The organism is Secundilactobacillus kimchicus JCM 15530, from assembly GCF_001433995.1.
Classification (GTDB): Bacteria; Bacillota; Bacilli; order Lactobacillales; family Lactobacillaceae; genus Secundilactobacillus; species Secundilactobacillus kimchicus.
Genome location: NZ_AZCX01000004.1, coordinates 216,066 through 228,772, shown reverse-complemented (window position 1 = coordinate 228,772; position 12,707 = coordinate 216,066). Strand labels below are relative to the sequence as shown.

General features: G+C 44.9%; 11 protein-coding genes and 2 tRNA genes. 4 read left to right on the top strand and 9 right to left on the bottom strand.

Features of this window, described 5'->3' with window-relative positions:
* Window positions 1-41: 41 nt before the first annotated feature.
* The 5 genes from glyA to FC96_RS07350 all read right to left on the bottom strand — a co-directional run bounded on the left by glyA (window position 42) and on the right by FC96_RS07350 (window position 4,929).
* The gene (gene glyA / locus FC96_RS07370; protein WP_056942534.1) at window positions 42-1,301 is read right to left on the bottom strand and encodes a serine hydroxymethyltransferase; all 1,260 of its coding nucleotides are present in this window, start codon (window positions 1,299-1,301) and stop codon (window positions 42-44) included.
* A gap of 71 nt (window positions 1,302-1,372) precedes the next feature.
* Window positions 1,373-2,395, bottom strand: coding sequence for an L-threonylcarbamoyladenylate synthase (locus tag FC96_RS07365; protein WP_056942533.1), 1,023 nt, complete (start codon window positions 2,393-2,395; stop codon window positions 1,373-1,375).
* A gap of 2 nt (window positions 2,396-2,397) precedes the next feature.
* Window positions 2,398-3,258 (bottom strand): peptide chain release factor N(5)-glutamine methyltransferase, encoded by an 861-nt coding sequence (gene prmC, locus FC96_RS07360; RefSeq protein ID WP_056942532.1) that lies wholly within the window; start codon window positions 3,256-3,258, stop codon window positions 2,398-2,400.
* Window positions 3,251-4,333: a peptide chain release factor 1 gene (prfA, locus tag FC96_RS07355; protein ID WP_056942531.1), complete on the bottom strand. Its 1,083-nt coding sequence runs from the start codon at window positions 4,331-4,333 to the stop codon at window positions 3,251-3,253. The genes prmC and prfA overlap by 8 nt, the downstream gene beginning before the upstream one ends.
* An 11-nt stretch (window positions 4,334-4,344) precedes the next feature.
* Complete coding sequence (locus FC96_RS07350) at window positions 4,345-4,929, bottom strand: thymidine kinase (RefSeq protein ID WP_056942530.1); 585 nt, start codon at window positions 4,927-4,929, stop codon at window positions 4,345-4,347.
* A 202-nt stretch (window positions 4,930-5,131) separates the two neighbouring features.
* Here FC96_RS07350 and FC96_RS07345 point away from each other — a divergent pair, with 202 nt between their 5' ends.
* A complete protein-coding gene (locus tag FC96_RS07345; protein WP_056942529.1) occupies window positions 5,132-6,484 on the top strand; it encodes a Mur ligase family protein in 1,353 nt (450 codons plus the stop codon).
* The gene (locus tag FC96_RS07340; protein ID WP_056942528.1) at window positions 6,481-7,185 is read left to right on the top strand and encodes a type 1 glutamine amidotransferase; all 705 of its coding nucleotides are present in this window, start codon (window positions 6,481-6,483) and stop codon (window positions 7,183-7,185) included. Before FC96_RS07345 ends, FC96_RS07340 begins: the two co-directional genes overlap by 4 nt.
* Before the next feature lie 46 nt (window positions 7,186-7,231).
* Here the strand turns inward: FC96_RS07340 and manA are convergent, their stop codons facing one another.
* The 3 genes from manA to FC96_RS07325 all read right to left on the bottom strand — a co-directional run bounded on the left by manA (window position 7,232) and on the right by FC96_RS07325 (window position 9,476).
* Complete coding sequence (manA, locus tag FC96_RS07335) at window positions 7,232-8,197, bottom strand: mannose-6-phosphate isomerase, class I (RefSeq protein WP_055679708.1); 966 nt, start codon at window positions 8,195-8,197, stop codon at window positions 7,232-7,234.
* A gap of 58 nt (window positions 8,198-8,255) precedes the next feature.
* Entirely contained in the window at window positions 8,256-9,275 is a 1,020-nt protein-coding gene (locus FC96_RS07330; protein ID WP_056942527.1) for a serine hydrolase domain-containing protein, read from the bottom strand.
* Window positions 9,276-9,403: 128 nt separating this feature from the next.
* Window positions 9,404-9,476: transfer RNA gene (locus FC96_RS07325), tRNA-Gln, on the bottom strand.
* 186 nt (window positions 9,477-9,662) lie between these two features.
* Between FC96_RS07325 and FC96_RS07320 the strand changes: the two genes are divergently transcribed.
* Together FC96_RS07320 and FC96_RS07315 are read left to right on the top strand one after the other, a co-directional pair.
* Window positions 9,663-9,735: transfer RNA gene (locus FC96_RS07320), tRNA-Glu, on the top strand.
* Window positions 9,736-10,064: 329 nt separating this feature from the next.
* Complete coding sequence (locus FC96_RS07315; RefSeq protein ID WP_056942526.1) at window positions 10,065-10,949, top strand: CPBP family intramembrane glutamic endopeptidase; 885 nt, start codon at window positions 10,065-10,067, stop codon at window positions 10,947-10,949.
* 89 nt (window positions 10,950-11,038) lie between these two features.
* On the opposite strand, the gene FC96_RS13125 is transcribed toward FC96_RS07315, so the two are convergent.
* Window positions 11,039-12,667 (bottom strand): DUF5776 domain-containing protein, encoded by a 1,629-nt coding sequence (locus tag FC96_RS13125; protein ID WP_056942525.1) that lies wholly within the window; start codon window positions 12,665-12,667, stop codon window positions 11,039-11,041.
* Window positions 12,668-12,707: the final 40 nt, after the last annotated feature.

Sequence of the window (12,707 nt, the reverse complement as noted above, 5' to 3'; positions counted from 1 at the left end):
AAGGTAGCCTCATAAGGGTCAGCGACTTAGCCTAGTATTAGTTATTCGAAGGCAATGGGGGCGACATTTTCATCAATTGGATGTTGGTCAGTCAACGCCCGCACCCCTTTTCGGACAGTTGCCAAAGCCGTTTCATCATCGTGATTATCGATGGCTGCCAAAATGAGTTCAGCGACCTTTTTAGCATCGGCCTCATCAAAGCCCCGGGTTGTAATCGCGGGTGTGCCCAACCGGACTCCAGAAGTTTTAAAGGGACTCAAAGTCTCATTTGGAATAGCCTCTTTGTTGGTCGTGATCATGACGGAATCAAGTAATTCTTGCGTTTCTTTACCATTCAGACCCGTTTGAGAAACGTCCAACGTCATCAAGTGGTTGTCAGTGCCCCCCGAAACAACCCGAACCGTGTCTGACTGGTCGAAAACTTCAGCCATGGCCTGTGCGTTCTTGATAATCTGGCCGGCATAATCAGTAAAAGTTGGTGCTAGCGCTTCTTTAAAGGCCACTGCTTTCCCAGCAATAACGTGTTCTAAGGGACCCCCTTGAGTACCAGGAAAGACCGCGGAATTGAGCTGCTTAGCGTATTTTTCCTGCGATAAAATTAACCCACCACGTGGTCCGCGCAACGTCTTATGCGTCGTTGTCGTCACAACGTCAGCAATGCCAACAGGACTTGGATGCAAGCCGGCGGCCACCAGCCCAGCAATATGGGCCATGTCAACCATCAGATAAGCACCCACAGAGTCGGCAATTTGACGAAAGGCCTGCCAATCAATGACCCGACTGTAAGCAGACGCCCCAGCCACAATCATTTGGGGCTTAACTTTTTTAGCGAGATCCGCAATCATATCAAAATCCAATCGTTCGGTTTCAGGATTTAAACCGTATGAGTACGCTTCATACAATTTCCCGCTAAAGTTAACTTTAGCACCGTGGGTCAAGTGGCCACCCGCGTCTAACCCCATTCCTAAAATGGTGTCGCCCGGTTTTAAAAAGGCGGCATAAGTCGCTTGATTTGCCTGGGAGCCTGAGTGAGGTTGAACATTGGCATATTCTGCATGAAATAGCGCTTTGGCACGATCAATCGCCAAACTCTCAACGATATCAATAAATTCATTCCCACCGTAGTAGCGTTTCTTAGGGTAGCCTTCAGCGTATTTATTGGTCAAAACGGAACCTTGAGCGGCTCGAACACCTGGTGAAACGATGTTCTCTGAGGCAATCAGCTCAATGTTATGTTGCTGCCGATCCTGTTCATTTGCGATAGCTTGCCATAATTCTGGGTCTTGTTCTTGATAATTCAACTCAATCAGCTCCTTAGGCAGTTAGTACTTCTATTCTACCAGAAGGCAGAAAAAAAGCCCACCTCTGGGCTTTATTGTTCGGAATTAAAATGCATTCCACCAGCTGATTTATCTAACCGGTTCATATAGGCTGCACCAAGTCCACGGGGTTCAAATCCTTGAGCTAAAATTAAAGAAACGTTCGACTCTAGGTCAAAATGGCGTAATCCCGCAAATAACAAATGACTGGCGCTGGCAATATCTGTGCCCAACGAAAAAGCTTCAACGTTGGCGGGCAGTGACAACTGGCTCAACACCTCATCTGTCGCCATTAACCCAACCGTATCTGCTTGCGCGCTAGCCTGGTTAACGCCAGCCGCAAAGTCAGCTGGATCGTCCACGATTTCAACCTGTGCCCTTGGCGCGTAATGCTTGTACTTCATGCCTGGAGCTTTCGGGGTCTCATCTTTTGACACGTGATGGTGGTCCGCCTTAACCGGACCAATTACAGCTTCTAACGCTTCGACGGTCACCGCGCCCGGTCGTAAGATAGTTGGCATCGCAACCGACATATCAATCACAGTCGACTCGACGCCAAATCGGGTTGGCCCATCATCCAAAATTCCTGCAATCTTACCCTTAAGATCGTGGTAGACGTGTTGAGCTAAGGTTGGACTAGGTTTTCCTGAAGTGTTTGCCGAGGGACCAACAAGCGGTACTCCAGCCGTTCTAATCAACTCGAGCGTTTTTTGATTATCAGGCATCCGAAAGGCCGCCGTTGTCAAACCACCGGTCACTGTTTTAGAGAGTGCGCCAGGCTTTAAGGGGAGGATAATTGTGAGCGGGCCCGGCCAAAAATGCTTCATTAAAGCCTTTACGGAATCAGAAAGTGGCGTAGCGAACTTTTCAACCGTTTCAACATCGGCAACGTGCACAATTAACGGATTATCACTCGGCCGCCCCTTTGCTTCATAAACGTGACTCACCGCGCGGTCATTCGTCGCATCAGCCCCCAGACCATAAACCGTTTCAGTGGGGAATGCCACGAGTTGCCCCGCCCTGATCTGGGCCGCCGCCGCTGGTACCTCATTTGATTGATAAATAATCGTGTCCATCTTTACTCTCCATTCCCCGGGTTGAAAATAACCCGGACCATTCGATCATGACCTGCCATATCTTGCCGGATACGAATTTGAGCATCGGGAAAAATCGTTTGAAATAGCGTTTGGACCGTTTCACCCTGATCAAAGCCAATTTCTAGGTACAACCGGTTGGTCATCACTATCCCTTGCTTCAGCTGCTGGGCCAGTTGCTCGTAAACCGCTAGCCCGTGGTGATCCGCAAAAAGGGCTAACGATGGCTCACTTTCAATCACACTTTGATCCATTAACGGCGTCGCCTCACGAGCAATGTAGGGCGGATTCATCACTACCGCGTCAAAGTGGTCACCAGTAAATGGTGTGAGTAAATTTCCCACTCGCTCGGTAACCTCAACACCTAAAGCCACAGCGTTCTTTCGAGCGACTGTCATCGCTGCCGCCGAAATATCACTAATACTAACCAACCAGTCTGGCCGTTCTTTTTTTAACGTTAAGCCGATGGCGCCACTCCCCGTTCCAACGTCAAGAATAGTCAGCTGGGCTTGGTTCGCGTAATCAGCCAATAACCAAGCAACCAATTCTTCCGTCTCTTGTCGGGGAATCAAGACGCTAGGCGTGACGCTAAACTGGTACCCATAAAAGTCCGCAGTTCCAATAATATACTGCGGTGAAACTCCCGCTAAATAGGCACTCACAGCAGCCTCAAACTGGTCTTTCAATTGCTCCGGTAGGCTATCGCGGTAATGAATTAATAGCTGCGTCTGGTCAAACCCCGTCAAAGCCCGCATCAAGTAATCAGCAGTCGCTGGGTCTAAGTCTCTTTTTTTCATAGCTAAAGAAGCCCCCTTAAGGGCTTCGAAGTAGGTCACTTTAGCCATTATTCAGTTCTTCCAGTTTTTCCGTTTGGTCATACAGAATTAAAGCATCAATAATATCGTCAAGATCACCGTTCATAATCTTATCGAGTTTATTTAACGTCAAGCCAATCCGGTGGTCCGTCACCCGATTTTGCGGGTAATTGTACGTCCGAATTCGTTCAGAACGGTCCCCAGTTCCGACCGCCGACTTTCGTTGTTCGTTATAGGCGCTTTCTTCTTGTTCTGCATAGTAATTGTAGACCCGGGCGCGCAGAATTTGCATCGCCTTGGCACGGTTTTGTTGCTGCGATCGTTCATCTTGCATCGCCACTACAATGCCGGTAGGTAAATGGGTCATCCGCACCGCTGAGCTGGTCTTGTTAATGTGTTGGCCCCCAGCCCCAGAGGAGCGGTAAACATCAGTCCGAATATCCTTTGGATCAATATCAATATCCACGTCTTCTGCCTCAGGCATCACACCAACAGTCGCAGTTGACGTATGAAGCCGGCCCGCTGATTCAGTGACTGGCACCCGTTGAACCCGGTGAGCCCCGTTTTCATACTTTAACTTCGAGTACACCTTGTCGCCAGAAATGAGCATCACAATTTCCTTGAAACCACCCACTTCGGTTTCGTTCCGGTCGACCACTTCGACTGACCAACCCTGTTTTTCAGCATAACGAGAATACATGTTGAACAGGTCAGCAGCAAAGAGACTGGCTTCGTCTCCACCAGCAGCGCCGTGGATTTCCATCACAATGTTTTTATCGTCGTTTGGATCTTTAGGTAACAACAAAATCCGAATTTTATCTTCAAGTTCGGTTTTTTGGGGTTCAAGCTCTTTTAATTCCTCTTTAACAACTTCTTCCATGTCGGCATCGAGCTTTTCGTGCAACATGTCATTATCCTCGTTTATTTGTTCCGTGATTTTTTGGTATTGGTGATACACCTCAACGGTCTCACGCAAATCAGCCTCTTCTTTTGAAAGGGCCATGAACCGCTGTGTATCAGCAATCACTTCTGGATCACTAATCAATTCATTAAGTTCGTCATAACGATCCACGAGTGCTTGTAGCCGATCGAACATTTCGTCCATAGTTTCGCTCCTTACTTTCCTAACATGTCTAGTGGCGGGTTATAGTAGTGGCGCCGGCACACTGGGTAATACGCTTCATTACCGCCGATTTGGACCTGTTCACCCTCATACACCGGTTGGTCGTCATGAAACCGCAAGTTCATCGTGGCCTTCTTAGCGCAAAACCAGCAAATCGTTTTCATTTCTTCCAATTTGTCCGCATACAGCAACAGATACTTAGAGCCTTCAAACAATTCATTGCGGAAATCATTTTTTAAACCAAATGCCATAACCGGGATATTTAATTCGTCCACGATTTTAGCCAACTGAAAAACGTGCGCCTTCGTTAAAAATTGCGCCTCATCAATCAGCACACAGTTGGCACCCGCGTTAATGGCTTTTACTTGTTCAAAAACATCATCACCCTGAAAAATCGGGTGAGCCGGCCGTTCTAGTCCAATTCGACTTGAAACCGTGCCGACCCCAGCACGATCATCTACCCCGCTAGTCATGATAATCACGGGTTTGTTTTGTTCCTCATAATTATGCGCCACTTTTAAAATCTCTATGGTCTTACCGCTATTCATGGCGCCATATTTAAAAAATAGTTGTGCCAATATTTGAACCCACTCTCTCACGAAATTTCTCATCTATTATAGCGGAAATGGCAACAGAATTCATTAAGGAATGGCAAATGGTCATGAATTTTGTCATTTTTCATTAAAACGCATGGATTCAAAGCACACATTTCTAGTTTTAATGGTAAAATTATTGTTCAGTGGCGGCTGACCGCCAAAGTCTCAGAGGAGCGTATTAAACATGACATTACGAAGCGAAATCGCAAGTTTAGCCGGGAAATCATCTTACTGGTTTCTTCACACCTTTTTTAAGGGCGGTAGTTCCCTACCAGGGAAAATTACAACAAAGATTGACCCCGATATTTTAAAACACTTAGGCCAAAACTACGAGGTTGTGATTGTGACCGGAACCAACGGTAAAACGCTAACCACAGCCTTAACTGTTCGAGTCTTACAACAAAAATACGACGACGTCCTCACAAACCCCACCGGCTCCAACATGGAACAGGGCATTGTCACCACGTTTTTACGAGCCCCTAAAACTAAGGCCAAAAAACCGATTGCAATCCTTGAGGTGGACGAAGCAAACGTGATCAAAGTCACCCAGTACATCAAGCCTAAGGCCTTCGTGTTCACCAACATCTTCCGGGATCAAATGGACCGGTATGGTGAAATTTACACCACTTACCAAAAAATCATTGACGGCGTGGCTTTAGCCCCTGATGCAACCATTATTGCGAATGGCGACGCCCCCATTTTCCATTCTAAAGACCTACCAAACCCCATTATTTACTATGGGTTCAACCACCAGGATCAAAGCCAAGATATCAAGGCCAAAGCAAATACAGACGGTGTTTTATGTCCCAACTGCCAACACATTTTACATTACCACTTCATTACGTACAGTAATCTAGGCAGCTACTTCTGCCCTAATTGCGGCTTTTCACGCCCTGAGTTAACCTACGCTGTGACGCAGTTAGGCAAAATGACGCCTAAAAATTCACAGTTCGACATTGACGGTCATCCTTACAAAATCGAAATTGGGGGACTATACAACATTTACAACGCCTTAGCTGCCTATGCTGTTGGTCGGTTCTTCGGCGTCAGTCCAGCCCAAATTGACCAAGCCTTTAGCGAAGACAAAAAGGTTTTTGGTCGACAGGAAGAAATCAACGTGGACGGCAAAGCTGTTACGCTGATTTTGGTCAAAAATCCGGTCGGTTTGAACCAGGTCTTAGATATGATTGAGACTGATTCAGCACCATTTTCATTTGTCGGTCTGTTGAACGCAAATTATGCGGATGGTATTGACACCAGTTGGATCTGGGATGGAAACTTTGAGAAATTAGCAGCGCTCAATCTACCAGCCTACATCACTGGTGGTGAGCGGTACAAGGATATTACCTTCCGGCTTAAGGTGGCGGGGGTGCCATCGGACAAACACGAAATCGTTCCCGAACTGCCAAAAGTTCTTGAAAAAATCAAACAATTACCGACGCAGCACGTTTATGTTTTGGCAACGTACACAGCTGTGCTACAATTACGGAAACTTCTAGCCGATCAAGGTTACATTAAGGAGGGAATGGGTCAATGACATACGAGCTACGAGTTGCCCATCTTTACGGGGATCTCATGAACACCTATGGTGACGTTGGCAATATTTTAGCGTTGAACTACTACGCAAAGCAAATTGACGTCAAGTTGACAACCACGGTTGTCAGCTTGAACCAAAAGTTTAACGCAGACGATTATGACCTTATCGTCTTTGGCGGAGGTCAGGATTTTGAACAAGAAGTCATTTCAACTGATATTCAAAAAAAGAAACCAGAACTCACTCGCTTTATCGAATCGAATGGTCCGGTACTCGCTATCTGTGGTGGTTTTCAGTTATTAGGTCACTACTATGAAGGCGCTAATGGTGAAAAAATCCAGGGCGTTGGCGCACTTGACCACTACACCCTTAAGCAAGACAATCACCGATTCATCGGCGATATTACCATTAAAAACCCAGAGAATGGCGAGGTCTATCATGGCTTTGAAAACCATCAGGGTCGAACTTTTCTCGGTCAGGATGAAAAACCACTCGGAACCGTCGTTGAGGGTCATGGTAACAACGGTGAAGACGGCACAGAGGGCGTCATTTACAAAAACGTCTACGGCACCTATTTCCACGGTCCGATTCTGACCAGAAATGCCAATCTTGCCAAGCGGCTCCTAATCGCCGCCTTAAAACGAAAATACCCAAACGCTGACCTACGAGCCCAAGAAGCGTTACCAGTCGGTGCCACGTTCTAAATAAAAAGCCGCGTGAACTAGTTTATGAACTAGCTCACGCGGTTTTTTATTTAGCTTGCGTCTGATTTGGCCAGGACGTGATGAGGACCATACTGCCTGTCAGCGCTAATTGATCGACGTCATAAGGAATGACGAACGATGCCCCTTTTTCAAGCGGATAATCATGGCCATCGACAGTCAACGTACCGTTCCCGTCAATGACGGTGAACAACTGATAGTCAGCTTGTCGTCGTTGAGTGGTCGAGCCAGTACATCGCCATTTTTCAACATCGAAATACGGACTACTCAATAAGTGCGTCTTCGTCAGGCCTGGTTCCGAAGTCGTCGCGATGTCTAAAACAGGATCAACGTGCGGAACCCTCGTCACATCGATAGCCTGCTTTAAATGCAATGCCCGTTTTTGCCCCGTCTTCTTATCTAAGCGGTCAAAATCGTACACTCGATACGTGGAATCGCTACTTTGCTGTGTTTCAAGGGCCAAAATCCCTTGGCCAAGCGCATGAATTGTTCCGCTCGGCACGTAATAGAACTCGCCCGCCTTAACCGGAATCTGGCGCAACAGGTGCGACCAGTCTTGCGCTTCAATCATGGTCTTGAGTTCATCGCGGGTCGTCGCTTGATGACCGTAATACAACTTAGCCCCTGGATCAGCTTGCAAAATGTACCAACACTCTGTTTTACCGAGTTCATGTTCATGTTCAGCTGCGTAAGCGTCATCCGGATGAACTTGAATGGATAGATCGGTTTTGGCGTCTAGAATTTTAATCAGCAGCGGGAAAACTGCCCCAGCCTCATTGTTGAACAATTCCTTGTGCGTTTGCCAAAGCTCTGCTAACGTCTGTCCTTTAAAACGGCCGTTAGCAACAGCAGTCGGTCCGTGAGAATGTCCTGAAATAATCCAAGCCTCACCGGTCTGATCATCCGGAATTTTAAAACCAAACTGCGACTGAAGTTTTGATCCACCCCAAATTTTATGGTGAAAAACTGGCGTCATGAATAACGGTTCCACGATTTTCGCTCCCTTCAAATGCTGGTTTAATCATACCACGGTCGCAACCTCGTGAAAACGCCTACAAGTGATTATTTGACTTTTCGCTGAGATAGGTTGTAATTAATGCATTTCTGGCGCCTAAGAAAGCGGTATTCGGGGCCTTTGGGTGAACTCGGTTCGATAAAAAGACCATGGCTTGCTGATTCTGTGGGTCAATGACTATAAAGGTTCCCGTAAAACCACTGTGCCAAATTGCGTAATGCGGTGTTGGAAATTGAACTGGGACTAACGCCCAGCCAAACGATCGAAATGCAGACTGATTGGGCGTTTGATCTTTCAAAAGTGCCTGCTTAAAATCCGTGGAAATCGGTCTGTTGTCACGGCTCATCATATGTTGAACAAACGTGACGAGGTCGCTGCGAGTGGCAAACAATCCAGCCGATCCACACCGACTTTTCAATACATTGGCCTTTGGATCATGAACCACACCGCGGATCAGTCCCCGAGTTGATGACAGTTCAGTGGGAACACACGTCAACGGATCAGTAGGTTGAAAAGTACTATGTCCCATCCCAAGGGGCGTCAAAACGCGCTGTTCAATTGCCTTTTGAATCGGTAAACCGGTAATTGCTTCAACGATCCATCCCAGAAAAATAAAGTTGGTATCTGCATACACCATTTGCTTGTCAAAGGTTGGTCCCACATGCAAGGTCAGCAACGCATCGTGTAACTCTTGGGCTGACAGTTTATCTCGCCGCGGAATATAGCCTGTGATGCCTGATGTATGGGTCAAAAGGTGGCGAATCGTCACTCGTCTGTCCGACCAGCCAGCTAAAAATTGCGAAATCGGATCGTTTAAAGTTAACACGCCCGATTCTATCAATTGCAATACGACCGGAACAGTTCCCACCACCTTGGTTAAACTTGCCACGTCGTACAGTTGATCGTTTTTTAGCGGTTCGTATGCCGGAACGAGTTGCTCAGCACCCACAATCCCCTTTGTTTGCAACTTACCATCTAAAATTGCGTAGCTAACGCCGGGCACAATACCAGTCGCTACTAGCCGGTTGATCGCTTCAATCGTTTGAGTATACGCCATTGATCACTGCCTCCTTTGATCCTGCTAGTCTTCATTTTGTTGCCGAAGTGGGTGTTGATTAGTCCTCATCAGCTGTGAAAATCCGGATTAATCAAAAAGGACCTGCATATTCATGCAGATCCTTGCGATTGGGTATACTGGGCTCGAACCAGTAAATTACGGATTCAGAGTCCGCTGCCTTACCAATTTGGCGAATACCCAAGAATAGGTCATCTCACAGTTAAATAGTGTACCGTCTTTTACTTTTAGTGTCAATATGTTTTGCCCGACTTTTGTCTTCATTTTTGCTGTATGATTAGCCGATAGATTTAATAATATACAGGAATGGTTGCTTTTTTTGAATCTACAGTGTAAAATACTATCTGTTAATAAACATTAGATAGCCATTGCCCGCTGGTCAAATTGGTTAAGACGTCGCCCTCTCAAGGCGGAGTTACGGGTTCGATCCCCGTGCGGGTGATTTTCTCAACAATATGGGAGTATAGTCAACACCTAAAATGCCTAGATTACGGTATTTCAGGTGTTTTTTTCTACCCTCAAACATACTCAAAAATAATGGTGGGGGAGTCATAGGGGAGTTGCAAACGATTTTCTGCCAAATAACTCCCCTACGACTCCCCTAAGCGAAAAATTCTCATCAATGTACCTCATCTATTGCATTCATAGAAGGCCATTCCTCATTCATGAAAGAATGATCGTTACTCGCCTCTTGAAGTTCAGCTGGAAACCAATACAATTTTCTTAAGACACTCCTAAAAGGCTAAGCGCAACTTTGGTAGATTAAAAGTAGTGCTATACTCTACCCATAAACTTCATCATGAGGGGGAAACTGTTATTTTAAAGAAAAGTGCCTTAACTTTTAAAAATAATTTGTTGGTTTGGCTAGTGGCAATTGTTTGGGTCCTTATTTCACAAATACCGGGAGTATTTTATGGACTAGCAAAAGTCCCACTGAATTTTTTCGATTCATATTCGTTCCTACTATCTTCTATGTTCTTTGAGGGTATCATCGTCCTAGTGATGTGGAGATACTATAAGCGTGACATCAATCTTTTTAATTTTACCAAAAAGAATCGCATCGGTAATTATGGGTATGGCTGGATTGCAGGATTCATTCTATTCGCGGTTGTATGGTTTGCAATCGTATTATTACATGGTTTCACTATCAAATTTGTATTTCTGGGAACGAATCTAGTTTGGTTGATCTTATTCTTGTTTGGTTTTGCGTGCCAGAGTATGTTTGAGGAAGCTCTATGCCGCGGATATGTGATGGGAAAATTATTAAAGAAAAGCACACCTATCATTGCTATCATTTCTAACTCATTTTTCTTTATGATTCTTCACATGTTAAATTCGGCGTTTAGTATAATTCCAGCAATTGGGTTACTCATGTTTGGAGTATTAATGTCGCTATTGCGTCTCTATGGTTACTCATTATGGTTTTTGGGTACCCTTCATGCAGCGTGGAACTTCTCAGAGGGGATTATCTTCGGAACGAGTGTTTCGGGGATAGCAAATATGGGGCTAATTGTTCAATCAAAACCTATCGGAAGTAAGTTCATAAATGGAGGTAGCTTTGGCCCAGAAGGATCAATAACACTGTTAATTGTGTATGCAATTGTATTAGGATGCCTGTTGCTTGTTCGATCTAAAAAACGCAAAAATATTTTCTAGCATTTTGGGATACGATTAAGGCTTCCCAAGGTGACCCTTTATTAAAAAAACAAACCCGCTCACCTTCAAAAGGTAAGCGGGTTTTAAAATTACTTGATACTTGAAAAGACTACAAATTTTTTATTCGCCGTGATGTACTTGCCATTTGTTAAACGGTATCTTGTGGCGTACTTGTATTTACGAATTTGAGTGACTTTTAATGTTTGGCCTACTTTAACGTGTGTACTCCTCCCGGATAACGAATATTTGTTATATTCATAAATTCCAGTCGGATTAATCACTCGAATTTTTTTGGTTTTTGGTTTTGTTGCATAGTAAGCTGAAACTACATATCTAGAACTAGCCGTTATATATCCAGAAGTGCCTTTAACATAACGCGCTTTATACGGGTCATATTGTTGTACTCGATATCTTAAATGGCCCTGACTATCTCGTTTGTAACCCTTAACAACAAACTCAGGCCGATTAATTCGCTTAGCCTTGCGATAGTACTTAATGCGATTGTGTTTGCTAAACTGTCCGTTTCGGTATAAGCCCACTGCCCGAATGGCATAAATTGCTTGTCCCTTCACTGCTACTGCCTTGGGTGTTGGTGTCGGCGTTGGCGTTGGTGTCGGCGTTGGTGTCGGTGTCGGCGTTGGCGTTGGTGTCGGCGTTGGTGTCGGTGTCGGTCTTGGTTCCTTTTCCCATTTTAAGGCGTAGTACTGATATCCGTCTGTTCTCAGAGTTTGTCCGTTCTCATATGTTATTGTTGCTGGATACCCATCAAGATTAAATTGATTTCCCACGATTAGCCATTTGCTTCCTTTAGCTACGTTACCTGTAGAGACAAAAGTATTCCCGTCTTTATTTATCTTCTCCCAATCACCGGTACTTGTATTATAAATCCTTGTACTGGTTTGGATGGGTTCAGACTTTATGCCTAAAACCTGCGAGGTTACCTTGATTGGCGTCTCAGAAGTAAATGTATCTGGATCAATATAAATCGGATTTTTACTAAAGACCTGAAATTCTGCCGTCGCAAAAATGTCCATGTCCCGGCTAAAAGCGGGTTTATTAAAGAAAGAAAAATCTGTTATTCTTTGATTCGACAGGTTAAATCCAAAATCCTTAGTTCCCTGATTCGCTTTCGCAACCTTTTCAAATAATGGTGACAAACGAGTTAAATCGTCATTGGTCAATCCTTCTTGATTTGAATATTCAGTATTTCCGACTAATTCGATATGATTAAACGATTTTTGAGGATCCGTAAATTCAATACTGTTTAGGGCCTCAAAGTCAGCGTTATGCATACCATCCTGTTGCAGCGATAAATCTGAGACTTTTAGCCCTGATAAGGGTTTTAGCGACACGCCTTTCGCTACATTCAAACCAAGATACTCAATCTCGGAATGATTGAGTTCTTTAAGTGATTCTAATCCCTTCAAAGAAGTGAGGTTCGACACAGTATGTGGAATCGCTGAAATATTTAATTTTCTTCCAGAATAGTTTCGCACGTCCCCATATGTTATCTTGTCGGTTTTCCCCATAGCCTGCGCAACTATCTTCCCCAATCTTTCGTCTCCAAAAACTACATTTTCGTTATCTAAATGTGCATTAACCTCCTCACGATTTTCATCACTAGATACAGCTACTACATTTGTTACATTTGCGTTCAGCAAACATAAACTCACCGATAACGATATCGTAAATCCAAACAATATGTTTTGACACTTCAATGCAAGCGCCTCCTTTTGGATATAAATTTAACATAGTGTC